The following is a 23,822-nucleotide window of genomic DNA, read 5'->3' as shown; positions in this document are numbered from 1 at the left end:
TATTGACCAGGGGAGCCTAGAACAGCCATGAGCCTGAGGGTTATTCTACGAATCCTGGGGCTGCTGTTGATGCTCTTCAGCCTCACCATGCTCCCCCCCATGCTGATTTCCGTGTGGTTTCGCGACGGCGTTTGGGACGCCTTTATGATGGCCATGGCCATTACCGTGGCGACGGGGCTGTGTTTCTACTTACCCAACCGTCGCGCACAAAAAGAGCTGCGCGTGCGCGACGGCTTCATTATCGCCGCCATGTTCTGGACCGTGCTGGCCCTGTTCGGCTCGCTGCCCTTGATGCTGTTTGGCGATGAGGCGCTCGGTTTGACCGATGCGGTCTTCGAGTCTTTTTCGGGGCTGACCACCACGGGCGCGACGGTCATAACGGGAATCGACTTTCTGCCCGAATCGATTCTCTACTACCGCCAGCAGCTCCAATGGCTGGGCGGCATGGGGATCGTGGTTTTGGCCGTGGCGATTCTGCCCACACTTGGCGTTGGCGGCATGGCGCTTTACCGCACGGAAATACCCGGCCCTTTGAAAGATTCCAAGCTGACCCCGCGCATCACCGAAACTGCCAAGGCGCTGTGGTATATCTACGCCACATTGACGGTGGCTTGCATGCTGGCCTATATGGCGGCTGGCATGAACTGGTTCGATGCGCTGGGGCACAGTTTTTCGACGGTAGCCATTGGCGGCTTTTCCACCCACGACGCCAGTATCGGCTATTTTGACAGCGCCGCGATCGAAATGATCTGCGTGGGCTTTATGCTGATTTCGGCGTTCAGCTTCAGCCTGCACTTTATCGCTTGGCGCGAAAAACGCCTGACACACTACTTCCAGGATCCGGAAGCCCGGTTTCTGATGCTGTTTCTTGCCGGGCTGACCACCATTACCGTAACCACCCTATGGCTGAGTAACACCTACAGCGATATCGACGTGCTACGCCATGCGCTGTTTGAGGTCGTCTCCGTTGCCACCACCGCCGGGTTTGCCGTGGCTGATTTCTCGGGCTGGCCGGGCGCCCTGCCTTTCCTGCTGTTTGTGGCGGCTTTTGTGGGGGGCTGCTCCGGCTCCACCGCAGGCGGGATGAAGGTCATCCGCATCATTCTGATCATGAAGCAGGGCATGCGCGAGGTCATGCGCTTGATCCATCCCAACGCCGTCATTGCCGTTAAAGTCGGTAAAGTCAGCGTGCCCGACAGTATCGCCCAGGCGGTGTGGGGCTTTTTCTCGGTCTATGTGCTGCTGTTTTTCTTGATGCTGGTAGGCGTCATGGCCACAGGGGTGGATCAGGTCACCGCCTGGTCAACCGTGGGCTCTGCCTTGAACAATCTGGGACCGGCACTTGGCGAAGCCAGCAGCCACTATGGCGATATGCCCGGTATCGCGAAATGGATTCTGGTGTTTGCCATGCTGCTGGGCCGTTTGGAAATTTTCACCGTGCTGGTACTGTTTACGCCTGCCTTCTGGCGGCGCTAACCCACCACCGCTGCCTGCTTATTTATTGAATCGAGACGTTGTCATGACCCAGGAAGACGTTACATCAACAGTGCCCGACAGCGACGCACTGCCCGCGACCAGCGGCCCGATAAACGTGATTACGGTGGGCGATACCCGCTACACGCTGCTAGGCACCGCGCACGTCTCGGAAGAGAGCGCCAACGACGTGCGCCAGTTGATTGACACCGGCCGCTTTGACGCCGTTGCCATCGAGCTGTGCGATGCCCGACACCACAGCATGGCGAACCCTGACGCCATGGGAGAGCAGGACCTCTTCCAGGTATTCAAGCAAGGCAAGGCCGGCATGGTCGCCGCCAGCCTCGCTCTGGGGGCGTTTCAACAACGTATTGCCGACCAATCGGGCATTCAGCCCGGGGCTGAAATGAGAGCCGCCGTCGAGGCATGCAAGGCAAAACAGCTACCGTTGCTGCTGGTCGACCGTGACGTCGGTATCACGCTCAGGCGCATTTACCGCAATGTGCCCTGGTGGCAGCGCTTCTCGCTGTTTACCGGCTTGATCGGCAGCGTGCTATCGCGGGAAGACGTCTCGAAGGAAGATATCGAGAAGCTCAAGAAAGGCGATATGCTCGAAGCCACGTTCAGCGAATTTGCCGCCCAGTCGGAAGCGCTTTATAACCCGCTGATCCGCGAGCGCGACCGCTATATGGCGCTGCGCCTTGCCGAAGAAACGCCTTCAGGGGGTTACCGAAACGTGCTGGTGGTGCTGGGCGCCGGTCATTTGAAGGGCACCGTCGAGCATCTTGAAGCGCCGCTGCCCGCCAACCCTGGCGAAGAAATCGCCACCCTGGAGGCCACCCCGCCGCCGTCTAAAATTTGGAAACTGGTTCCCTGGCTGATTACCGCTCTGGTATTGGTCGGTTTTGCCATTGGCTTCTCGCGCAACACCGACCTGGGCTGGCAGCTTGTCACCGAATGGTTTTTGATCAACGGCATTTTGTCTGCCGGCGCCACCATCGCCGCTCTGGCGCACCCGGTCACCGTGATCGCCACCTTCTTTGCCGCACCGCTGACGTCGCTAAACCCGACGATTGGCGCCGGGTTTGTGGCCGCCGGGGTCGAGCTTTACATGCGCAAGCCCAAGGTGCGCGACTTTGCCACCCTGCGCAACGATGTGGTGAACCTGAAAGGCTGGTGGAAAAACCGTGTGTCGCGCACGCTACTGGTATTTATTCTCGCCACGCTCGGTTCAGCGGTGGGTACCTGGGTAGCCGGTTTCAGAATCGCCGGTACGCTGTTTGGCGGCTAGCAGCCTGTCGGGCTTGACCGATCGTCGCGAGAAGCATGGATTCGCAGTAGATCAGTGTTAAGTCCGACAGGCTGCTAAGCGCTGCATCGCCGCCGTCGGCGGGTCAATCTTGTGATACGACCGGCTCGCCGCATAGCTATCGTTGAACACCTCAAAGTAATCATCCAGCACCTCCGCAGCGGAGGTGTCTCCACCCTGCCGCAGCAGCTCGATGGCCACTTCGGCGGTGCAAAGATGCGCTTTGGAGGCAGGCTTGCGCAGACGGTAGCGGGTCTCCCGCTCGGTGCGCAGCGGCAGCACTGGCAACGCATCAAGGTAGGGGCTTTTTCGGAAGATTCGCCGAGCCTGGCGCCAGGTGCCGTCCAGCAGGATATACACCGGAATCTTGCCGCTGTGCCTTGCGTCACTCACCGCCGCCAACGACACCACGCGGTCAGCATAGTCGGGCTGATCATCGGGAAATATTACAAAGGGCGCGTAGCGCGGGTCGTCCAGCAGCGCCATCAACTGCTCATCGGGCGCCGTGCGATACCAGGTAAACACCTTGGTTTGCGACAGCACGTCGCCGATCAGGCGACCCGTGTTGGTTGGCTTATAGTGCTCCAGAGGATGGGTCAGCAACCACACCTGGGCATGGCTTTCGGCCTTGACCTGGTAGGGGCAGAGGCAATTGAGCTCGGGCAGGTTGCAGCCCTCACAGCGCCTGACAAAGCTGCCCCGCGCCTTGAATTCCCGCCTGGGCGGACGCGGATGCCCCGTCGCCGGATCTCTCTCGACGTTTGGGCTGACGGCATCAGCATTGTGCGTACCGGACTCAGAGACTGACATCTGCGCTCCCACGATTGGCAAGGGGCGCCGAGTATAAAGCAGGTCCCCACGCAAAACGAACCCCTCTCAGCTGGATCCCTCCCCCTATGCTCGCCGCTGTAAACCTGGATATTCTTCTTAGTTGACACCTGAGCCGGGTCGCCGATAAAGTCTCGTCAACTTTCAAAAGAATATAGGTTTACCCGTGACCGCCACTGCCGCCAATACCCCGACTGACGCCGCCCGCCACGACTGGACGCTGGACGAGATCAACGCGCTGTTTGCGCTGCCCTTCAATGACCTGCTGTTCCGAGCCCAGCAGGTGCATCGCGCGCATTTCGACGCCAATGCGGTGCAGATTTCGACCCTGCTGTCGATCAAGACCGGCGCCTGCCCGGAAGATTGCAAGTACTGCCCCCAGTCCGGCCACTACAATACCCAGTTGGAAAAAGAGAAGCTGCTGGAAGTTGAAAAAGTGGTCGAACAGGCCAAGGCGGCCAAAGAAGCGGGCGCCAGTCGTTTCTGCATGGGCGCGGCGTGGCGAAGCCCGCGGGATAAGGATCTGGTGCTGGTGGAAGAGATGGTCCGCCAGGTCAAAGCCCTGGGCCTGGAAACCTGCATGACACTGGGCATGGTCGATAGTGATCAGGCTAGCCGCCTGGCTACGGCGGGGCTCGATTACTACAACCATAATCTGGACACCTCGCCCGACTATTACGGCGAGATCATCACCACCCGCACCTTTGGCGACCGGCTGGATACCCTGGCCACCGTGCGCGAGGCGGGCATGAAAGTCTGCTCCGGCGGTATTCTCGGCATGGGTGAAGACGCCCAGGATCGTAGCGCCCTGTTGCAGCAGTTGGCCAGGCTGTCCCCGCACCCCGAGTCTGTCCCCATTAACATGCTGGTCAAGGTGCCCGGCACGCCGCTGGAAAACGTTGAGGATCTGGATCCTATCGAGTTTATCCGTGCTATTGCCGTGGCGCGCATCATGATGCCCCAAAGCCACGTGCGTCTCTCTGCCGGTCGCGAGCAAATGAGCGAATCGACCCAGGCGCTGGCGTTCCTGGCGGGTGCCAACTCGATCTTCTACGGCGACACATTGCTGACCACCGGCAACCCTCAAGCCGAAATCGACCGTGCGCTCTTCGACAAGCTCGGCCTTCATCCGGAGCGCCGGGAAACCTGCGAAGATGACGCGACTCACGCTCAACGCCTGGCACAGCAGGCCGAGCAACACGCCCGCGCAGAGCGCGTGGCCGAGCTGGCGGTCGATGCCAGTGTCTGACGCGTGGCATCAGCGTTTAGCCCAGGCCCGCTTGAGCCGCCAGCAGACCCAACGCTGGCGGACCAGAGGAGTCGTGGCAGCGGGTACGCTCGACTTTGCCGGTAACGACTACCTGGGCCTGGCCCAGGACCCTCGCGTCAGCGAGGCCCAGGCGGAAGGCGCGCGCCGATTCGGATCCGGCGCCGGCGCATCGCACCTGGTCAGCGGCCATCTGGAGATTCACGAGGCCCTGGAGAACGCTTTGGCACGCTGGACGGGCCGGCAGCGCGCCCTGCTATTTTCCACTGGCTATATGGCCAACCTTGGCGTTTTGCAGGCGTTAGCCAACGCCGACACGGCAATATTTCAGGACCGTCTCAACCATGCCTCTCTCCTGGATGGTGCCACACTCAGCGGCGCCCGTTCGCGGCGTTTTCATCACCGCGACGCCAACGACCTGAACCGCCTGATAGATCGCAGTCAATGCTCGCATAAGCTCGTGGTCAGCGACGGCGTGTTCAGCATGGATGGCGATGGGGCGGATATTGCCACGCTGGCCCAGGTGAGCCAGCGACACCGCGCCTGGCTGATGATCGACGATGCCCATGGTGTCGGCGTGCTGGGCGATAATGGCAGCGGTTGTGTGGGCACTCGTTGGGGCAGCGCTGATGTACCTGTCCTGGTCGGCACACTGGGCAAAGCGCTCGGCACCGCCGGTGCCTTTGTCGCCGGGGATGCCGCGCTGATCGAGCATATCACCCAGTTTGCCCGCAGCTATGTGTACACCACCGCCCAGCCACCCAGCATTGCCGCCGCGACGCTTAAAGCACTGGAGATCGTTCAGGGTGAACCCGAACACCGCGACCACCTCAACGCCAACATCGCCTACTTCCGCCGCGGGGCGTTGCAACTTGGGCTGCCGCTGAGCACATCGACAACCCCGATTCAGCCACTGCTGCTGGGCAGCGAAGATCGTACCCTCGGCTGGGCGGCAACGCTTGCCAAACATGGCTTACAGGTCGGCGCGATTCGCCCTCCCACGGTGCCCAACGGTGAGGCGCGTCTACGTATCACACTTAGCGCCCGCCATGGCCGCCGCGACATTGATCGTTTGCTGGAAGGTTTAAACGCCTGCCAGCGTGCGGAGGCTACTTGTCACGCTTAGTGTTGTTATCGGGTTGGGGGGTGGACCGGCGCATCTGGCAGACGCTTGAGGGCTATTGGCCTGCGCCTATTGAAGCCCTCGCCATTGACTGGCCGGGCTACGGCGATACGCCTGCCCTACCCGACAACGCCACGCTGGATCAGTTGGCCAGCACCATGGCCAAGCAATTGCCCAGCGACGCCATTTGGGTCGGCTGGTCACTGGGTGGGCTATTGGCGGCAGCGCTGCTTGATCACCTCCCGCCGCCGCGGGGCCTCATATTGCTCGGCGCAGGCGAGCGGTTTTATAGCGATGATGGCGTTACTCCATCAGAACTTGCCAGTTTTCGTCGCGCCTTTGCCCGTGACCCCAATGCCACCTGGCGACACTTTTTACGCTGGCAAGCGCGCGGCGAGCCCAACGCCCGCCAGGCCCATCGACAGCTGCGCGGGCTACAGGGTGATCTCCCCGACGCGAACCACCGCGTGCTCGCCCAGGGGCTTGACTGGCTTGCCACTCTCGATAATGCCCAAGGTTTACATCAAGCTCCTTGCCCGGTCATGCGCCTGATCGGTGAGAACGACCCACTGGTCGGCAGCCTGGCCCGCGAAAAGGCATCAATACTTGCCCATGCCGGGCATTGCCCCATGCTTTCCCAGCCTGCCCAGTTGGCTGAATCACTGGCAGCAAAGGCGATGCTTGCCGTCAAGGAGCGACCATGAGCACGACTGCCACTTCACCGCCCCCAACCAACTGGCAAGCCAGCGTCGCGCATGCGTTTTCCCGTGCAGCCCCGCGCTACGACGCGCTGGCCAACGCCCAGCGACATATCGGCGAAACGCTCTGGTCCACCTTACCTGATACCGCTGGGCTGAGACTTTTGGATATGGGCTGCGGCACCGGTTACTGGACCCAGCGGCTTGCCGTGCGCTACCCCAATGCTCGCATTACCGGGCTGGATATTGCGCCCGGCATGCTCGCCGAAGCCCAGGCCCGCTTCGGCAACCATATTCGTTGGCAGTTGGGCAACGCCGAGTCGCTCCCCTTTGCCGCCGAAACGTTTGACCTGGTGTTTTCCAACCTGGCAATTCAGTGGTGTCGCGATATCGGCGCGGTGATGAACGACCTCCACCGGGTGCTTGCCCCCGGGGGCCAGGCACATCTCACGACACTACTGCCCGGGACGCTGGCCGAAGTCGCGCATGCCTGGCAGCGCCCGGAGGCGCTATTGCAGACGCCCGACCGGAATGAACTGGCGCGCGCCATTGATCACAGCGGCCTGACGTCCATTCATCAGCATGTCGAGCGACGCACTTTCCACTACCCTGACCTGAACGCCGTGATGGCCTCCATCAAGGGCGTCGGCGCGCAGGTCTCAAGGCCCAACGCCCGGCTGACCCGTCGCGAATTGAAGGCAGCCCGCGAGCGTTTTGAAACGCTCCGTGAGCCCCCAGGACTGCCGGTGAGCTACCAGTGTTTTACCCTGCAATTGGACAAACCGTTATGAGCGTATTCTTCGTTACCGGCACCGACACCGATGCCGGCAAAACGCTGGTGACCAGCACACTGCTAGCAACGGCCAGTGCTCAGGGACTCACCACGCTGGGCTTGAAGCCGATCGCCTCGGGCAGTCGTGTCACGCCCGAGGGGCTGCGCAACAGTGATGCCCTGGCACTGCAGGTGCAAAGCATGCCGCCGGTGAGTTATGCAACGGTCAACCCCTGGGCCTTTGAGCCCGCCATTGCGCCGCACTTAGCCGCCAGCGAGGCGGGGCAAGTGCTTAAAGTCAGCAATATGGTGGCGACACTTGGCACCACCCTTGCACAAACGCCGCGGGACCTGACCCTGATCGAGGGCGCGGGCGGTTGGCGGGTACCGCTCAACGACCGCGAGGATATTTGCGATCTTACCCATGCCATGCACCTGCCGGTGATTCTTGTGGTCGGCCTGAAGCTGGGCTGCCTCAACCATGCCAGACTCAGCGCCGAAGCCATTGCCGCCGACGGGCTAACGCTTGCGGGCTGGGTGGGCAGCGTGGTCGACCAGGCCTTTGCCATTGAGTCGACCCGCTTTGCTGACAACCTTGAGATACTCAAGCGAACCTTACCGGGCCCCTGCCTGGGGGTTATCCCGTATCTCGAAGCGCCTTCGCCTGAAGCTGCAAAGCCCTTCCTTTCCCTGCCGCCGTTACCCACACTGGAGACCCTATGACCTCGCCTGTCTGGCATCCCTATGCGGATCTCAAGCATCAATCGCCTGCGCCCAAAGTGGTGGGCGGTGACGGCGCTCACTTTGTACTTGAAAGCGGTGAACGCCTGCTGGATGCCACCTGTTCCTGGTGGTGCATGATTCACGGCTACGGCCACCCGCGCCTGGTGGCGGCCATCCGCGAGCAGGCCGGTGAGCTTTGCCACGTGATGCTCGGTGGCCTCACCCATGAGCCCGCCGACCGCCTGGCCCGCGAGCTGGTACGCATTACGCCCACCGGCCTTGACCATGTGTTCTACTCCGACAGTGGCTCGGTGGGCATGGAAGTGGCGATGAAAATGGCCTTGCAGTACCAGGTACTCACCGGCAATCCCGGCAAGCGCAGGATGCTCTCGCTGATGAAGGCTTATCATGGCGATACCACTGGCTGCATGGCGGTATGCGACCCGGAAGAAGGCATGCACGGGCTGTTTACAGGGCTGCTACCCCGGCACTATTTTGCCCCGGCGCCCACCGCCCCTTATGACGCCACTCCCGAGCAGGTGGAACACGACCTGAGCGCCCTGCGTGAGGTGCTTGAACGCCACCATGATGAGATCGCCGCGCTGCTGATGGAGCCGCTGTTGCAAGCCGCTGGCGGGCTCAATATGACCTCGCCGGACTACCTGCGCGGCGCGCGGGCGCTATGTGATGAATTTGGGGTACTGCTGATCTTTGACGAAGTGGCCACTGGCTTCGGCCGCACCGGCAAGCTGTTTGCCGCCGACCACGCAGACATCACGCCGGACATCATGGTGCTCTCCAAAGGCTTGACCGGCGGTTACCTGGGCCACGCCGCGACGCTTGCTACAAACCGTGTTCACGACGCCTTTATCGGCGACAGCGAGCACCACGCCTTTATGCACGGACCGACGTTCATGGGCAACCCGCTGGCCTGTCGCGTGGCGCTGGAAAGCCTGCGGGTATTCGAGGAAGAGGATTACCTTGGCAAGATCGCCACGCTCAACCAATTACTGCGCCACGAGCTGCTGGAAGACCCCGCGCTCAACGCGCATCCAGCGGTGGCCGACGTCCGGGTCCTCGGCGCCACGGCGGTGATCGAAGCCCACTCCGCTGAAGCACTGAAAGGCGTTGCAGGCTTCGCCCGCGAACGCGGCGTCTGGTTGCGCCCCATCGGCCGCTGGCTTTACACCATGCCCGCCTACATTACCTCTGAAACGGAGATGGTACAGGTCACCGACGTCATGAAGGCATGGTTTTTGGAAAGCTCAGGGCAACATTAGATTACCCTGCTTGCGCCACTGGTTGACCAGCGCGGGCACACCTTCACCGGCGGTGGTGTTAATCGCCAGCACGCCCGGCGGGGTTAACGCATCCGCATCGGGGTCGACCAGCGCGCAGGGCGTCTCCAGCTCAATGTAGGACAGCAGCGACGCGGCAGGCATCACGGCAAGCGATGTGCCCACTACCAGGAAAAAATCCGCTTGGCTTGCGATCTCGCAGGCATCTTCAAACAGCGGTACCGATTCGCCAAACCAGACAACGTCCGGGCGTAACTGGCTGCCCTTGTCGCAGATATCGCCCAGCTCAATGCCACCTTTGGGCAGCGGATAACGCAGCCGTGGATCCACCGAGGAACGCGCCTTCAGGATTTCTCCATGCAGGTGCAATACATGGCGCGACCCCGCGCGCTCGTGGAGATCATCAATGTTTTGGGTAATCACGCTGACCTTGAAGCCCTCCTGCTCAAGCACCGCCAGCGCTTTATGGGCAGCATTCGGTTTGGCGCGGCGAATCTGTTCCCGGCGCTGATTATAAAACCCCAGCACCCGCTCGGGGTCATGCCGCCAACCTTCCGGCGTCGCCACCTCCTCTACTGGATGCTCTTCCCACAGGCCGTCGCTGGCGCGGAAGGTTTTTATTCCACTCTCGACGCTGATACCTGAACCTGTGAATACCACCAAGTGTGGGGCGTCTGCCATAGTGTCCTCGTCGTGATTGACTAGTGTGTTCTTTCTAATATACCAGCTGGCCCACGGTACCCGCGAAACGCTGCTTGTTGCGATACGGATAGACATCAATGACCCGGCCATCGCGAATCGCTTTTTGTACTTCCAGCCAGTAGTCGGGGTCGAAGAGCTCGAGGTGTTGGTCCATGAACATATCGCGCAGCACTTTATTGGCAAACATGAAGGGGCCAAACTCCTCGGGAAAAATATCGTTGGGGCCGATCGATAAGCTGGATGCATCAACCCCCTGGCCTTTCGGCATGTGCCGAAACCGGCACTCGGTGATGTAGCACACCTCATCGTAATCGTAAAAAATCACCCGACCGTGACGGGTCACCCCAAAATTCTTGAGCAGCATATCCCCGGGGAAAATATTCGCCGCTGCCATTTGCTTGATGGCATTGCCATAATCCTTGAGCACCGTGGCCCGCTCGTCCTCGCTGCACTCCTCCAGGTAAATATTCAGTGGCGTCATCATGCGCTCGGTATAGCAGTGCTTGATGATGACCTTGTCGTCCTTTAGCGAGACCGTCGAGGGCGCCACTTCCAGCAGATGTTCCAGGCACGCCGGATCGAAATGATCCTTGCGCACGATGAAATTGGAGAACTCCTGGGTATCCGCCATACGGCCGACCCGGTCGTGCCGTTTGACCAGCCGATACTTCTCGCGCACCACGGCGTGGGTCACGTCTTTGGCCGGATCGAACTTGTCCTTTATGATCTTGAATACCGTACGGAAGGTAGGCAGCACGAACACCGCCATCACCATGCCGCGCACCCCGGGGGCAATGATAAACTGGTCCTCGCGCTTGGCCACCTGCTGATTGAGCGCCCGGAAAAACTCGGTCTTGCCGTGCTTGAAGAAACCGATGGCGGCGTAGAGTTCTCCCGCCGGCTTGTGGGGCATCAGCTGTTTCAGGTACTGGACGAACTCCCCTGGTACCGGCACATCCACCTGAAAATAGGCCCGGGTAAACGAGAAGATGATCGAGACTTCATCGGTTTCCGTCAGCACCGTATCCAGATGAAGGCAAGGGTCGCCGCCCTGCTGCTCGCCAAAGCCCTCGCCGTGGAGGATCGGCAACACCAGCGGCACCTGCTCGCCGCCGCCCAGGATACGACCGACCAGATAAGCCCCTTTGTTGCGATAGAACACACTTTTCAAAAGCTCGACCTGAGCATCGTCGGCCTGCCATATCGCCGCGGGCAGTTGGGCTTCCAGTAACGCTGTCCCAAGCTCGACATCCAGCTCCAGATCGGCAAAGGGGTTATCGAACGGAGCTTCTTCCAGCGCCCACCTCAGGGCACTTGGCCAGTCACCATTCACCGGGCAGCGACGGCACAACTCAATGCCTGAGCGATGCGCGGCATCGTCGCGGGAGCTGTACACAAACATCCATTCATTGCGGATGTGGCGATGCTGAAAAATCGAGCAGAACAGTGAGTTGAAGAAGGTTTCGGCCAATTCGTAATCGAGCCGCTGACTGATCAATTCCGCATAGTGGTGACGCGCTTCGCCCCAGGTTTCACAGTGAACCAGTACATCTTGGGGGAAAGTACGCCGCAAACGCCCGAGGGTATCCTCCACCTTTTCGCCGTAGAGATTGATACGCGACGCCGAAGCCTGCTGGGCATCGCGCCATGCCGCCTCGCGAAAGCGGCGGCTGGCGTCGAAGGTAATCTGTTTGAAGCGCGCACGGTACTCGTCAAAGCCGTGCAGAATAGTGGCCGCTAGGCGATACGCGGGAGATAGTTTCACAGGCTGGCCTCCAGTCGATTTTAGCTAGCGTTACCCAACGGCAAACTACATACGAGGCGACCTTGGTGGAAACCCCAGCGCTTGGGTCATAACGATTGCATATATTGCAGCCGCAAACAGAAGGATCCGGCGGTGCGATCGGCAATTAAAAACCCCACCTGAGTAATATCTGCGGGAGCGATAGGTGGTGCGTCAGTCAGTCGTTTGCCCCGGCGGACGGCCTCGAAAGCCTCCCATGAAAAGTAAAAGGTTTCCCAACTATCCTGGGCAGGGGTAAATTTAACCCGGTAAGCGGACGCATCGCCCAGGGAGTTACTTTTAAGGCGCAGTTGATAGGTGCGTCCATCGCCGCGCACGGTTAGCGTTATGCCACGGGCATCCGCCAGCGTTGATTCAAAATCGTGGGGCTCGCGGCGAACGGAGGCAAAACCGCCGCCGTTTTCCAGCGATACCTCGCCATGAAAGCGCCCCTCACCGTCAACAACACTGAACTGACTCCGGGATTTGCCGCCCATCACGCCATCATCGACGGCGTACCAGCGCTGCTGTTCACTGGGATCATTAAAGGTCAGCGTCATACGATCACCTCTCAACGGCTCGTGAGTAAGAAAAAGCCCCTGGCGTCATACCGCCAGGGGCCTTGGTTACAGTAGCTTAATCGCTGGTTTGCTTACAGCTTGGCAGCAGCCACCGGTGCGGGTTCGTCTGCGTCCAGTTCCTCAGGTGATGCGGATACCAGCGCAAATTCCTCCTCCGCGGTTTTCGCGACCAGATGATTTTTACTGTACAGGAAATAGTAGGCCGCCCCGGCAATGAAGAGCACAATGGTGTAGTTGAACGCGCGGGGATCGAAGGCGTATACGCCAGTGAGCGCCACCAGCGAGAGCACCAATGCAATGCCCGAGGTCACTACGCCGCCAGGGGTTTTATAAGGCCGCGGCAGATCCGGTTGTTTGACTCGCAGCATGATATGGCTCAGCGCCATCAGCGCGTAAGAGATTGTCGCTCCCACCACTGCCATGCCAAGAATCAGATCGCCTTCGCCGCTGAGTGACACCAAGAAGCCAAACACACCGGGCACAATCAGCGCCAGATAGGGCACTTTGCGTTCGCTGGTAAGCGATAGCGGTTTAGGAATATAGCCTGCACGGGAAAGCGCGAATACCAGACGGCTATAGCCGTAGATAATCGAGAAGAAGGAAGCGATCAGACCGGCTAGTCCCAATATGTTAACCAGGGTGGCAAGCATTGGGTTGCCCGCTGCATTCAGGGCATCGACCAGTGGCACCCCGCTTTGGCCGATCATCTCGGCGCCCGCCGCACCGGCGAGCAGCACCACGACCAACAAGGCGGTGAACAGCAGAAACAGCATCGCGCCGATAATACCCTTGGGCATATCCCGAGCGGGGTCTTTGGCTTCCTCCGCTGCCAGCGGCACACCTTCCACCGCCAGGAACAGCCACATGCCGAAGGGCAGCGCCGCCCAGATACCGTACCAGCCAAACGGCATAAAGGTACTCGCGCCCGCCGCATCGGTGGGGGCGATATCAAACAGGTTGGCGGCGTCAAAATTGCCGATCAGCGCCACGGCGGTGGCAATGATGGCGAACACCGCCAAGCCGCTGATCACCATCATGACCTTCAGCGCTTCACCCACCCCGGCCAGGTGAATACCGATAAACACGGCGTAAAACAGCAGATACACCAGCGGACCGTTAATGCCCAGTAATGACTCCACCGCGGCACCGATGAAAATCACGATCGCCGCCGGGGCCAGAGCGTATTCGATCAATACCGCAAGCCCGGTGAGATAACCACCGGCCGGCCCCATGGCCTGGCGGGCAAAGCTGTAACCGCCACCCGCTGCGGGTATCGCGGCGGACATTTCCGCAAGCGATAACACCAGCGCAAGATACATCAACGCCATCAAGCAGGCGGCAATCGCAAAACCACCCCAGCCCGCTTCGCCGATACCGAAGTTCCAGCCTGCAAAGTCACCGGAAATAACATAGGAAACCCCTAACCCCGCCAGCAGCATCCAGCCGGCGGTGCCTTTACGCAGTTGACGTTTTGCCAAATACGCCTGATCAACTGATGGTTGTGTCATCGTTTTGCCCTCATGGTGTGGAACGAAAGTGTCGTCAGCGGCGTGCTTTGCTATGTGCTGCTTACTGCGTTCCATATTGTTATTGGAGAATGATTACGTCGTTGTTGTGATACGTCTGCTGTTATACGGCTGCTGCCGTTCGTCAAGGTCGTTAATCAGCGACCAGAAAGTTGCGTATTGAACCCGATGCGGCGTCACCTTCCAGCACATCGTCTTCACTACGATCTTTCAACTTAACCCCCGACACCTTGAGCTGACGGGCCTCTTTAAAAAGTAGAAAGAAGCGCCGGGCGGCCTCCTCGATCTGCAAACCCGCCGGGCGCACGTTGGAAATACAGTTACGCCGGTCATCTTTTAGTCCCGGTTCCGGCGCCCAGGTCATATACAATCCCAGGCTATCCGGCGAGCTTAACCCTGGCCGTTCACCGATCATCACCAGAACGGCGTCAGCGTTCAGTAGCGCACCAATCTCATCGCCAATCGCCACCCGCCCCTGCTCGACAATGGTCAACGGCGCTAGCTGCCAATCCGCAACATCGCTGTTGAACATCTGATACAGCGTGCTGAGAAACGGCACGCTGTTCTGCTGCACGGCCAGCGCAGAGAGTCCATCGACAATCACTACCGCGAGGTCATAGCGCTGCTGAGAGGCGGCGGTCTGCTGTAATTGCGCACGGGTCTCATCGTTGAGACGGCGGCCATAGTCAGGCCGCTGCAGATACATGGCGCGATCCTGGGCATGGCTATGTAAGCGTATGGGCGCCTCTGACACCTCAGGTGTGGTTGTTAACTCAGTGGCAAGCGCATCAACATCCAGCGGGGTATGAACGGCGTCCTGGGCCTGCGCGTGGGCGAGCTGAAAGGCCAGCAGCTTGCTGGTCGGCAGGCTGACACCCGCGCGCCCCAGTCCAATTCGCGCGTCGGTAAACGCATTCAGGCGCTCCCAGGGATTGTCGACGACGATGGGCGCTGTCGGCTTATCAACCATGTCGCGGCTCCTGTGGCAGGTGGCGCAGGCTATTGGCAAAGGCGGCAGGCAACTGGTCGTTGAGCCGGTGGGTGCTGACATCCTGGAAAATCTGCATGTCTTCAAGCCAGCGCTCGAACTCCGGCGCCGCTTTTAGCCCCAGCACCCGCCGCGCGTAGAGCGCGTCGTGAAAGGAGGTGGTCTGGTAATTGAGCATAATGTCGTCAGAACCGGGGATGCCCATGATGAAGTTGCAGCCCGCCACGCCGAGCAGCGTGAGCAGGTTATCCATATCGTTCTGGTCGGCCTCGGCATGGTTGGTATAGCAAACGTCGCAGCCCATGGGCACGCCCAGCAACTTGCCGCAGAAGTGGTCTTCCAACCCCGCCCGGGTGATCTCCTTGCCGTCGAACAGGTATTCAGGGCCGATAAAGCCCACCACGGTATTGACCAACAGCGGATTAAACTTGCGGGCCACCGCGTAGGCGCGGGCCTCGCAGGTTTGCTGGTCAAGCCCGTGATGGGCATCGGCGGAGAGCGAGCTGCCCTGGCCGGTTTCAAAATACATCACGTTGCGCCCCACCGTGCCGCGGTTAAGCGACTGCGCCGCCGCTTCCGCTTCCGCCAGGGTGCTCAAGTCAAAACCAAAGCTGCGGTTAGTCGCCTCGGTGCCGCCTATTGACTGAAACACCAAATCAACCGGGGCACCCTGCTCAATCGCCTCCAGCGTATTGGTGACGTGGGTAAGCACGCAGGACTGGGTAGGGATCTGATATTTCTGAATGACTTCGTCCATCAGGCGCATCAGCTTGACGCTCTGGGCGACGTTATCAGTGGCCGGATTGATGCCGATCACCGCGTCGCCGCTGCCGTAGAGCAGCCCGTCGAGAATACTGGCGGCAATGCCGGTGACATCGTCGGTGGGGTGGTTTGGCTGGAGCCTTGTCGAGAGCCGACCCGGCAGGCCGATGGTGTTACGAAAAGCCGTGGTGACCCGGCACTTTTTGGCGACCAGAATCAGATCCTGGTTGCGCATCAGCTTGCTGACAGCGGCGGCCATTTCAGGAGTAATGCCTGCGCGTACTTCTGTTAGCACCTCACTGGTGGCGTGGTCGGAGAGCAGCCAGTTGCGAAAGTCGCCCACGGTCAGGTGACTGATAGGCGCGAAAGCGTCGGCGTTGTGGTCATCGACAATCAGCCGGGTGATTTCGTCCTCTTCATAGGGGACCAACGCCTCGTTCAAAAAGGTGGTGAGTGGCAGCTCGGCCAACACCATTTGGGCAACTACGCGCTCTTCGGCACTCTCCGCCATCACCCCGGCCAAGCGATCACCGGAACGGGGCGGCGTGGCTTTGGCCATCAACTCGGCCAGGCTTGCAAAGCGGTAGCTGCGGCTCCCCACCGTGGAGTGATAGGCTTGTGCCATAAAGCGTTCCTTTTGGCGGAATGAGGCGCTATCAAAAAGCGCCAAGGTACAATACTTGCTTGTTTCTACCTTAGCGCTAACCCTTAATGGGAAGTATCGAGTTTTGGCAAACTCACCACACTCTCGATAATCCAAACAAAAACAAACAGGTACGTAAAAAACAGGGCAATTAACGTCCTTAAGCAGCCACAAAGGAGTTGATCATGGACGCGTCTGGCAGCGCTAATGCACCAAAAAGATGCATTCAGGAAGCGTTTGATGCTGATGAGCACGCCAACAACCTGACGCGCTGGCAACAGCAATACGACCAGTTAAGCCCTGGCCGATTCTACGGTCGGCTGGATGAAATCGAGCTAACCGGTATGCAGGTGTTTAAAGAGCACACCGGCCAAGCGCTGCGTCAAGACTGCTGCGTGTGGCCCAACTCGCTGTGGATTGGCATACCGCCATTAACACAAGGATCACGCATTAACGGACAAGCGCTGAATGTCGATGAGGTCATGTGTCGACCAGGCGGCCACGACTTTGAACTCGTCACCCCAGATGCGTTTGATATTTATGGTTTGGTGGTTGACTTGCCCACGCTGAACGCCGCCGCAGCGCAACAGGGTATTAAGCTGGATGAGCGATGGCAGCAAGTACCACGCCGCCATGTGGCGCATGACACGCTGAGTGCCGTTACGTTTTTGCTGGAAAAGTTAGTGGTTAACCCGAAAGGCACCATTGCCGAACGACTGCATCGAGATATTTTTTTGATGGCTCTGCTTGAATTACTGCAGGCGGAAAAGCCTTGCCAGGAAGCACCACCCAGCTATGCGCATCGAAAAGAAGTCGTCGACCGCGTTAAGCGTTACGTCGACGAACATCTGGAAGGACCGGTCACCATGGAGGCACTGTGCGAACTGACCCATGTCAGCAGGCGCACGCTGCAATACAGCTTCACCACCATTCTTGGCATCAGCCCGCTGCAGTTTTTGCGCCTTACCCGGCTCAACCGGGTTCGACGGGCATTGCGGGCCGCAGCCCCTGATCAGTCGGTGACCGAGATTGCCACTTATTGGGGGTTCTGGCATCTGGGTCAGTTCGCCCATGACTACAAGCAACAGTTTGGTGAATGTCCCTCACAAACGCTGAGCGCCCACAAGCCAGCGTTCAGCAAACTGGTCGGCGGGTAGCGGCCGATCAAAATAGTAGCCTTGCGCCTGGGTACACCCCATCGCCAGCAGTGCTTCCGCCTGGGAGGCATGTTCAATACCTTCCGCGATCGTTGCGAGCCCCAAGGTGGTGGCCATGGCAATAATTGTCTCGACTATAACGCGGTCATTGTCGCTGGTGAGCATGTCGCGAACGAATGAAATATCAATCTTGATTTTATCGGCGGCAAAACGCTTTAAATAGGCCAACGACGAATACCCTGTACCAAAGTCATCAATCGCCAATCCCAACCCTTTTCCTTTCAGGGTTTTGGTCATGGCAATGGCCTTTTCGGGATTCACCATGATACCGCTTTCGGTGATTTCCAGGCTGAGCATTGAGGCTTCCACCTGAAACTGCTGGCAGTAGTCCAATAGTGACCTTACCAGATCACCGTCTTCAAACTGGTCGGCCGCAATGTTGATCGCCAACTGCCCCGGTAGCCACAGGCCCTGTTGGTGCCATTGCGCCAGATGCCGACAGGCTTCTTCTATAACCCAGTTGCCCAGCGCCACCATCATGCCACGGTCTTCGGCAATGGGAATAAACTTGCCAGGTGACACGACACCAAGTTCCTCATCGTGCCAACGGCATAACGCCTCAGCGCCGATTAACTTTCCATTCCGAAGGTCGACCTGTGGCTGAAAATGCAGACGCAGTTGTTTTTCTGTAATGGCATTGGACAGCCGTTTGGCTATCTGCAACTGCTCAGCGACTTCGCACTCCATCCACGGTTCAAAGACACAAACAGGCAGCTTTTGGCGCTTGGCTTGGTAGATGGCAATGTCGGCATCCTTAAGAAGGTCCAAAGGCGTTGTTGCATGCCGAGGGGAGAGCGAGATGCCGACACTGACCGTGAGTTCGAAGGATTGCTGGTAGATGCTGAAAGGATCCTCGATGCACTTGCACAATCGCCGTGCATTTGCCAGGGCTTCGGCTTCATCGCGAGCAGGGCAGACCACAACAAACTCATCTCCGCCCAACCGTGCCAGATACTCGTTGTGCGTCAATGATGCCGCCAAGCGACTGGCCACTTCTTTAAGGACTAGATCCCCCAAATCGTGCCCGGCGGTGTCATTGATCTCTTTGAAATGATTAAGGTCCAGAATTAACAGTGCCAGGCCCGGAGCCGGTATATCGGTGAGCACATGCTTTAAGTGGCGCATGAAAGCCGCTCGGTTGGGTAATTGGGTACCCGTGTCATTAAAGGCCAGTTGCCTTATACGGCTTTCATCTTCCTGGCGCTCCAGCTCTGACGCAGCACGGGCTGCAAATATCTGCAGCACATTACGTACAATCTCCACCTCGGCCAGCGGCTCTTTGAACATCACGCCAACAAGCCCCATGGGTTGACCATGGCTATTATCCAAGCGCCTCCCTACATACCCATTTACCCAACTCAGCGCCCCCTTCGTTTCACCGGGAAGCATGAAGGCAGCATCTTTATGAACAATGCATTCCTGTTCGACCATCACCTTGTGGCAAGGCACCCCAGGCAGGTAGTAGGTAAAATTATCCTGAAGCTGGCCTTCTACGTACAGCGTTAATGTACAAGCGAAATCAGTATCTTGCTCATCCAGCAGCGCAATAAACCCGACTTCTGCCGATAAGGCCTCGGCCATGTGTACCGTGAGTTGATGAAGAAACGCCTCGCCGCTACTGGCGGAGACGGCCGTCGCAATTCTGGTGACCGCATGCTGGATACGTGCTTCCGCTTGTTTTTGCCGACGGCTATAGATCCCTAATGATAGTTCATCGACCAGTTCTTCCAGCAACTGCATTTCTTCGACGTTCAGCCTGTCAGACTGTCGATGATAAAGCGTCATTACACCGTACTGCTTATCGGCATACTGAAGCGGCAAGGCAACCACCTGTTCGGCTCCCAGCACGCTGAGGGCCTGATTAACCCCCAAAGGCAATGTTTCATCATTGGGGCGCTCAATGACGACAGGACGATTAAGCTGCAGCGCTCTCTCGGCCAGCCCTTTGCAGTAACGTGAAATAAAGAGCTGAGCGGGGCTCAACCAGGAAGCGGCCTCACCGTCTTCATCCGCCATCGCCTCTATGGATAAAACCTCCTCTGATCCCGCATCAGGCGTAAACGCGGTAACCCAGGCGCCAGCGTACCCGCCGATGCCCACCGCCAAGCTGCACGCTGACTGCAACAAATGTTGTTCGCTACCGGTATGCATTAATAAATCGTGACGCCGATTCATTAGCTGCAGTGCTCTTTTCTTTCTGCGTAACCGTGCTTGAACATTATCCTGGGTGAGTTGGCGGGCAAGTTCGGTTCCCCCCAGTATCGCGATGACTCGCAAGATCTCTTCAGCGTAGGCAGGCAGCACCAGAGGTGACGAGTGCATGATGGCAAGCACCCCCATGCAGGTGCCGTCGGGTGCTTGTAGCGCCATGCCCCAATAGCCTTCCGCCGATAGCTCACCCAGCCGTGCGTCATTAGGGAAGTGGTCGCTTACACCCGACAGGGTGCGCCAGCGGGTTAGCATAACGACCTGTTCGCAGGGTGTGTCCTTTACAGCGTACGTATCCAGCTCGCTGGGCGCCCCATGGGTCCAGAAAGCCAAAGGGGTTGCGATACCACGCTCAGAATCAAAGCGTGCCAATAGCACATGGTCAACGCACAGGATGTCCGAGAGCGCTTTTACCAAGTGATAAAAAAAACCGTTTTCACTGACAGAGGTCAAGCTGTCAGCCAACTGCCCAAAAACCACTGGAGCCTTAGTAGAAGACATGATATTAACGCCTTGAAATCCGACAGGTACGCCACGTCTGCTCGCCAAAGGCTGTATAAGGCTGCGGTGTGATCATCCCTGAACCATTCGCTAGTAGAGTAAATAATTTCATGTATTACGTTATAAACCACGACCCGCCGCTTCCAACGGCAGGGCCTACACCCGCTGTGCGTCTAAATCTGCCTTTAATTTGGCATCAGCTAAGGCCCACCTAATCAACTACGTCCATTTATGAAAACGCGAAAATAGCTTCAACTCACCCCTAAAAAACCAACTAAAAACACCCAACTTACTTTTAATTAAATGATCAAAGAAATTAAATTTTTCATCTGCCTATTTCCCCTGCAGACGTTGCTATCAAAAACTCTCTATCCTGCTGTACATCAACCTAAAAAGTTGATATTCAACCCAAACAGTCCTTCATGTCAATAGGTTGATCCTCAACCATTTAGGTCTATACGGAGGGCACTGTGAACAAAACTGAACAGAAACGGCTAGCTAGCAACATTGGCAGAGCAATTGCCAAGCAGCGGATTCGCAGTCAACTTACCCAGGAAGAAGTGGCTGAACGCTTGGGCATTGGCAATGAGGCCGTGTCGCGGATAGAGCGTGGCAGGGTGATCCCCAACATCGTTCGGCTGCTGGAACTGGCAGAAATCTTCAACTGCGAGGCCGCATTGTTATTAGGGCAAGCCAGCTTTCACCTGGACGACCAGTCCAGTCGGGTAAAGCAACTTCTGGCACCACTCGATACAAGTGACCGCCAGCTGTTACTCGATATTCTCGAGAATCTAACCAACCGTTTTAATCATAAAAAATAAATTAAAGCCGATTAAAAATAAGAAAAGCTTCATAAAACTATATTAAAAAAACAAACTGACCATCAGCCTTTAAACAATGACCTCATAAAATTAAAGCAAGATCGAGCCTTCCCGAAGCCCCACCCTTGTTGGTGACCTTTACTCATTCGTGCTATAGATGATTGATCAACGCTGCATGCCAGTGAGGGCATTGATGCTCAACACCACCGTTTGGAACCGTATACGCTATACCGCCTATGCGCCACTATACGATGCCATTGCGAGTCGTGCTTTTCGCAGGCCTCGGCGGGTGGCGCTGGGTCAGGTGGACTGGGAACCTGGAATGCGCGTCTTGCTGGTGGGGGCTGGCACTGGGTTAGACCTTCCTTTTATACCTCGTGAGCTGGAGATTCATTTAACCGACCTGACACCCGCCATGGTCACGCGCGCCAAGACTCGTGCTCATCGCTATCAGCGCGATGTCACTTGCCACGTAATGGATGCTGAAGCGCTAACCTATCCGGACGAGCATTTCGACGTTGTGATCATGCATTTACTGCTCGCTGTCATGCCCAACCCCCAGCAAGGTCTGGCTGAAGCTTACCGCGTACTCAGGCCTGGCGGTCAGTTATGCGTGATGGACAAGTTCCAGCCTGACGGCCAGCCAGCAGGTGCTAGTCGACGTCTTGTCAATATAGTGACGTCTGCACTCGCAACCGATATTACCCGCCAAGCAGAGCCGTTGCTTACCCAGGCCGGATTCCAGATCCGCCACGACGAACCGGTCCTGATGAACGGCTTGTTTCGTGCCCTGTTGGCCGCCAAACCCGAATGACACCTTATATTGCGACGCTATGTCGCCCGGTTGGACTGGTGCCATCCAACACCCTCGCCTACCATACGGGCTGACGCTCTTTTCCAGGTTCTGCGCTGGATCGCCATAAAACGCCGCCACTCGTCGCGTGTACGCACTTACATTTTCCCTAAACTCAAAAAGGTATCGCCATGCCCAAAGCTGCCGTCAAACGGTTTCGCCGCCTACCTGACGATGAACAGTCACGCATCATCGAAATGGCCTGGGAAGACCGCACGCCATTTGAAGCCATTGCAACGCTCTATGGTCTTGCCGAACCCGATGTAATCGAGGTAATGCGCCACCAGCTGAAACCGGCTTCATTTCGCCTCTGGCGCAAACGGGTCACCGGCCGCGCGACGAAACATACCGCTCTGCGCTCACCGGATGTCCTACGCGGCTACTGCCCAACGCAATATAAGCGCTGATTGCTGCTCATGAAGAGCTTCATGTAGACGCCAGAGAAACATATCTTTCTGTTGCCACCTCTTTTTTGTTATATTATTACATAACATACTATCATTTAGAGGTGACCTGGTAATGACTGCGCTTTCTCCTTTACCCGTGACAGTGCTCTCGGGTTTTCTGGGTGCTGGCAAAACCACCGTGCTCAATCATATTCTTGCCAACCGTGAAGGTCGCCGTGTGGCGGTCATCGTCAACGATATGAGCGAGGTCAATATCGACGGCGCGCTGGTGCGCGGCGGCCCTGGCCAGTCGACGCTGGATGGCGAGGTGGCGCTTAATCGCAGTGAGGAACGGCTGGTCGAGATGAGCAATGGCTGCATCTGCTGCACCCTGCGTGAAGACTTGCTGGAAGAGGTCAGCCAACTGGCCCGGGAAGGCAAGTTCGATTATCTAGTGATTGAGTCCACCGGCATTTCCGAGCCGTTGCCCGTGGCGGAAACCTTCACGTTCGAAGATGAAAGCGGCCAGAGCCTTTCCCACCTAGCGCGGCTGGATACGCTGGTCACTGTGGTCGACGGGGCAAATTTTCTGGAGCAGTACCGCGAAGCGCAAAGCCTGTCCGAAGCAGGCGAAAGTTTGGGTGAAGAGGATGAGCGCAACGTGGCCGACCTGCTGGTCGATCAAGTTGAGTTTTGCGACGTCTTGCTGATCAGCAAGACCGATCTGATTAGCGACAAAGAGCTGGACGCTCTAAAAGCCATTCTGCGCTCGCTGAACCCCGATGCTGAACTGGTGCCGATTACCCAGGGCGACGTGCCGCTGGATAAGGTGCTCGACACCGACAAGTTTAACTTTGAGCGCGCACAACTGGCACCCGGCTGGCTGAAAGAGATGCGCGGTGAGCACGTGCCCGAAACCGAAGAGTACGGCATCGGCAGCTTTGCCTACCATGCCCGCCGCCCCTTCCATCCCCAAAAATTTCACGACCTGCTGAATCAGGAGTGGTTCGGTAACGGCCTGCTACGCTCGAAAGGCTTCTTCTGGCTGGCGACCCGCCCGCGCTACGCGGGCCAGTGGAGCCAGGCAGGCGGTATCGCCCACCACGGTATGGCCGGCGTATTCTGGAAAGCCATTCTTGAAGACCAATGGCCGGACGACCCAGAAACACGACAGTTTATTATGGACAAGTGGCAAGAACCGTTTGGCGACATGCGCCAGGAACTGGTATTTATCGGCCAGAGTCTGGATCAAGCCAAAATGCGCGCAGCGCTGGATGATTGCCTGCTGAGTGAAGCAGAGTTACTCGAAGGCATGGAAGCGTGGAAGACGCTACCCGACCCCTTCCCTGCTTGGGAATGA

21 protein-coding genes are annotated in these 23,822 nt (G+C 58.1%); 13 read left to right on the top strand and 8 right to left on the bottom strand.

What is annotated here, in order from left to right; genetic code table 11:
- Nucleotides 1–27 precede the first annotated feature (27 nt).
- Complete coding sequence (locus B7L15_RS07710) at nt 28–1,476, top strand: TrkH family potassium uptake protein (protein ID WP_085918412.1); 1,449 nt, start codon at nt 28–30, stop codon at nt 1,474–1,476.
- 43 nt (nt 1,477–1,519) lie between these two features.
- On the top strand, nt 1,520–2,764 hold the full coding sequence (locus B7L15_RS07705) for a TraB/GumN family protein (protein WP_085918411.1): 1,245 nt from the start codon (nt 1,520–1,522) through the stop codon (nt 2,762–2,764).
- 57 nt (nt 2,765–2,821) lie between these two features.
- On the opposite strand, the gene B7L15_RS07700 is transcribed toward B7L15_RS07705, so the two are convergent.
- Nucleotides 2,822–3,592, bottom strand: a complete 771-nt coding sequence (locus tag B7L15_RS07700; protein ID WP_085918410.1) for a tRNA-uridine aminocarboxypropyltransferase — start codon at nt 3,590–3,592, stop codon at nt 2,822–2,824.
- Between the two features lie 184 nt (nt 3,593–3,776).
- On the opposite strand from B7L15_RS07700, the gene bioB reads away from it, so the two are divergent.
- Genes bioB through bioA form a run of 6 tightly spaced genes read left to right on the top strand, consistent with a single transcriptional unit; the run spans nt 3,777 to nt 9,473 of the window.
- Nucleotides 3,777–4,859: a biotin synthase BioB gene (gene bioB, locus B7L15_RS07695; protein ID WP_085918409.1), complete on the top strand. Its 1,083-nt coding sequence runs from the start codon at nt 3,777–3,779 to the stop codon at nt 4,857–4,859.
- The gene (gene bioF, locus B7L15_RS07690) at nt 4,846–6,003 is read left to right on the top strand and encodes an 8-amino-7-oxononanoate synthase (protein ID WP_085918408.1); all 1,158 of its coding nucleotides are present in this window, start codon (nt 4,846–4,848) and stop codon (nt 6,001–6,003) included. Before bioB ends, bioF begins: the two co-directional genes overlap by 14 nt.
- The gene (locus tag B7L15_RS07685) at nt 5,991–6,704 is read left to right on the top strand and encodes an alpha/beta fold hydrolase (RefSeq protein ID WP_085918407.1); all 714 of its coding nucleotides are present in this window, start codon (nt 5,991–5,993) and stop codon (nt 6,702–6,704) included. Before bioF ends, B7L15_RS07685 begins: the two co-directional genes overlap by 13 nt.
- Entirely contained in the window at nt 6,701–7,489 is a 789-nt protein-coding gene (locus B7L15_RS07680) for a methyltransferase domain-containing protein (RefSeq protein WP_085918406.1), read from the top strand. Before B7L15_RS07685 ends, B7L15_RS07680 begins: the two co-directional genes overlap by 4 nt.
- A complete protein-coding gene (gene bioD / locus B7L15_RS07675; protein ID WP_085918405.1) occupies nt 7,486–8,193 on the top strand; it encodes a dethiobiotin synthase in 708 nt (235 codons plus the stop codon). The genes B7L15_RS07680 and bioD overlap by 4 nt, the downstream gene beginning before the upstream one ends.
- Nucleotides 8,190–9,473, top strand: a complete 1,284-nt coding sequence (gene bioA, locus B7L15_RS07670; protein WP_085918404.1) for an adenosylmethionine--8-amino-7-oxononanoate transaminase — start codon at nt 8,190–8,192, stop codon at nt 9,471–9,473. Before bioD ends, bioA begins: the two co-directional genes overlap by 4 nt.
- Here bioA and B7L15_RS07665 read toward each other — a convergent pair.
- The 6 genes from B7L15_RS07665 to B7L15_RS07640 form a co-directional block, all read right to left on the bottom strand.
- Nucleotides 9,459–10,172: an SIR2 family NAD-dependent protein deacylase gene (locus tag B7L15_RS07665; RefSeq protein ID WP_085918403.1), complete on the bottom strand. Its 714-nt coding sequence runs from the start codon at nt 10,170–10,172 to the stop codon at nt 9,459–9,461. The genes bioA and B7L15_RS07665 overlap by 15 nt on opposite strands.
- Nucleotides 10,173–10,206: 34 nt before the next feature.
- Nucleotides 10,207–11,958, bottom strand: coding sequence for a bifunctional isocitrate dehydrogenase kinase/phosphatase (gene aceK / locus B7L15_RS07660; protein ID WP_085918402.1), 1,752 nt, complete (start codon nt 11,956–11,958; stop codon nt 10,207–10,209).
- 86 nt (nt 11,959–12,044) lie between these two features.
- A complete protein-coding gene (locus tag B7L15_RS07655; RefSeq protein ID WP_085918401.1) occupies nt 12,045–12,536 on the bottom strand; it encodes a CIA30 family protein in 492 nt (163 codons plus the stop codon).
- A gap of 92 nt (nt 12,537–12,628) precedes the next feature.
- Complete coding sequence (gene eat / locus B7L15_RS07650) at nt 12,629–14,065, bottom strand: ethanolamine permease (RefSeq protein WP_085918400.1); 1,437 nt, start codon at nt 14,063–14,065, stop codon at nt 12,629–12,631.
- A gap of 151 nt (nt 14,066–14,216) precedes the next feature.
- Nucleotides 14,217–15,053, bottom strand: a complete 837-nt coding sequence (eutC, locus tag B7L15_RS07645; protein WP_085918399.1) for an ethanolamine ammonia-lyase subunit EutC — start codon at nt 15,051–15,053, stop codon at nt 14,217–14,219.
- Nucleotides 15,046–16,458 (bottom strand): ethanolamine ammonia-lyase subunit EutB, encoded by a 1,413-nt coding sequence (locus B7L15_RS07640; RefSeq protein WP_085918398.1) that lies wholly within the window; start codon nt 16,456–16,458, stop codon nt 15,046–15,048. Before B7L15_RS07640 ends, eutC begins: the two co-directional genes overlap by 8 nt.
- Nucleotides 16,459–16,661: 203 nt before the next feature.
- Here B7L15_RS07640 and B7L15_RS07635 point away from each other — a divergent pair, with 203 nt between their 5' ends.
- Entirely contained in the window at nt 16,662–17,633 is a 972-nt protein-coding gene (locus B7L15_RS07635; RefSeq protein WP_085918397.1) for a helix-turn-helix domain-containing protein, read from the top strand.
- Here B7L15_RS07635 and B7L15_RS07630 read toward each other — a convergent pair.
- Nucleotides 17,580–20,402, bottom strand: coding sequence for a bifunctional diguanylate cyclase/phosphodiesterase (locus tag B7L15_RS07630; protein ID WP_254902881.1), 2,823 nt, complete (start codon nt 20,400–20,402; stop codon nt 17,580–17,582). The genes B7L15_RS07635 and B7L15_RS07630 overlap by 54 nt on opposite strands.
- A 470-nt stretch (nt 20,403–20,872) precedes the next feature.
- Between B7L15_RS07630 and B7L15_RS07625 the strand changes: the two genes are divergently transcribed.
- The 4 genes from B7L15_RS07625 to zigA all read left to right on the top strand — a co-directional run bounded on the left by B7L15_RS07625 (nt 20,873) and on the right by zigA (nt 23,822).
- A complete protein-coding gene (locus tag B7L15_RS07625; protein ID WP_085918396.1) occupies nt 20,873–21,223 on the top strand; it encodes a helix-turn-helix domain-containing protein in 351 nt (116 codons plus the stop codon).
- Nucleotides 21,224–21,416: 193 nt separating this feature from the next.
- Nucleotides 21,417–22,037, top strand: coding sequence for a class I SAM-dependent methyltransferase (locus B7L15_RS07620; protein ID WP_085918395.1), 621 nt, complete (start codon nt 21,417–21,419; stop codon nt 22,035–22,037).
- A 170-nt stretch (nt 22,038–22,207) separates the two neighbouring features.
- Complete coding sequence (locus B7L15_RS07615) at nt 22,208–22,483, top strand: TIGR03643 family protein (RefSeq protein WP_085918394.1); 276 nt, start codon at nt 22,208–22,210, stop codon at nt 22,481–22,483.
- A gap of 112 nt (nt 22,484–22,595) precedes the next feature.
- Nucleotides 22,596–23,822 (top strand): zinc metallochaperone GTPase ZigA, encoded by a 1,227-nt coding sequence (gene zigA / locus B7L15_RS07610; protein ID WP_085918393.1) that lies wholly within the window; start codon nt 22,596–22,598, stop codon nt 23,820–23,822.

This window comes from Halomonas sp. CSM-2 (assembly GCF_002119345.1).
In the GTDB taxonomy this organism is placed as follows: domain Bacteria; phylum Pseudomonadota; class Gammaproteobacteria; order Pseudomonadales; family Halomonadaceae; genus Vreelandella; species Vreelandella janggokensis.
This window is presented reverse-complemented; position numbering and strand designations above follow the sequence as displayed.

Excerpts from the sequence above, each read along its gene's own strand:
- B7L15_RS07710 (WP_085918412.1), top strand. The coding sequence starts at position 28 with ATGAGCCTGAGGGTTATTCTACGAATCCTGGGGCTGCTGTTGATGCTC.
- B7L15_RS07705 (WP_085918411.1), top strand. The coding sequence starts at position 1,520 with ATGACCCAGGAAGACGTTACATCAACAGTGCCCGACAGCGACGCACTG.
- B7L15_RS07700 (WP_085918410.1), bottom strand. The coding sequence starts at position 3,592 with ATGTCAGTCTCTGAGTCCGGTACGCACAATGCTGATGCCGTCAGCCCA.
- bioF (WP_085918408.1), top strand. The coding sequence starts at position 4,846 with ATGCCAGTGTCTGACGCGTGGCATCAGCGTTTAGCCCAGGCCCGCTTG.
- B7L15_RS07680 (WP_085918406.1), top strand. The coding sequence starts at position 6,701 with ATGAGCACGACTGCCACTTCACCGCCCCCAACCAACTGGCAAGCCAGC.
- bioD (WP_085918405.1), top strand. The coding sequence starts at position 7,486 with ATGAGCGTATTCTTCGTTACCGGCACCGACACCGATGCCGGCAAAACG.
- bioA (WP_085918404.1), top strand. The coding sequence starts at position 8,190 with ATGACCTCGCCTGTCTGGCATCCCTATGCGGATCTCAAGCATCAATCG.
- B7L15_RS07665 (WP_085918403.1), bottom strand. The coding sequence starts at position 10,172 with ATGGCAGACGCCCCACACTTGGTGGTATTCACAGGTTCAGGTATCAGC.
- B7L15_RS07655 (WP_085918401.1), bottom strand. The coding sequence starts at position 12,536 with ATGACGCTGACCTTTAATGATCCCAGTGAACAGCAGCGCTGGTACGCC.
- eat (WP_085918400.1), bottom strand. The coding sequence starts at position 14,065 with ATGACACAACCATCAGTTGATCAGGCGTATTTGGCAAAACGTCAACTG.
- eutC (WP_085918399.1), bottom strand. The coding sequence starts at position 15,053 with ATGGTTGATAAGCCGACAGCGCCCATCGTCGTCGACAATCCCTGGGAG.
- B7L15_RS07640 (WP_085918398.1), bottom strand. The coding sequence starts at position 16,458 with ATGGCACAAGCCTATCACTCCACGGTGGGGAGCCGCAGCTACCGCTTT.
- B7L15_RS07635 (WP_085918397.1), top strand. The coding sequence starts at position 16,662 with ATGGACGCGTCTGGCAGCGCTAATGCACCAAAAAGATGCATTCAGGAA.
- B7L15_RS07630 (WP_254902881.1), bottom strand. The coding sequence starts at position 20,402 with ATGTCTTCTACTAAGGCTCCAGTGGTTTTTGGGCAGTTGGCTGACAGC.
- B7L15_RS07620 (WP_085918395.1), top strand. The coding sequence starts at position 21,417 with ATGCTCAACACCACCGTTTGGAACCGTATACGCTATACCGCCTATGCG.
- B7L15_RS07615 (WP_085918394.1), top strand. The coding sequence starts at position 22,208 with ATGCCCAAAGCTGCCGTCAAACGGTTTCGCCGCCTACCTGACGATGAA.
- zigA (WP_085918393.1), top strand. The coding sequence starts at position 22,596 with ATGACTGCGCTTTCTCCTTTACCCGTGACAGTGCTCTCGGGTTTTCTG.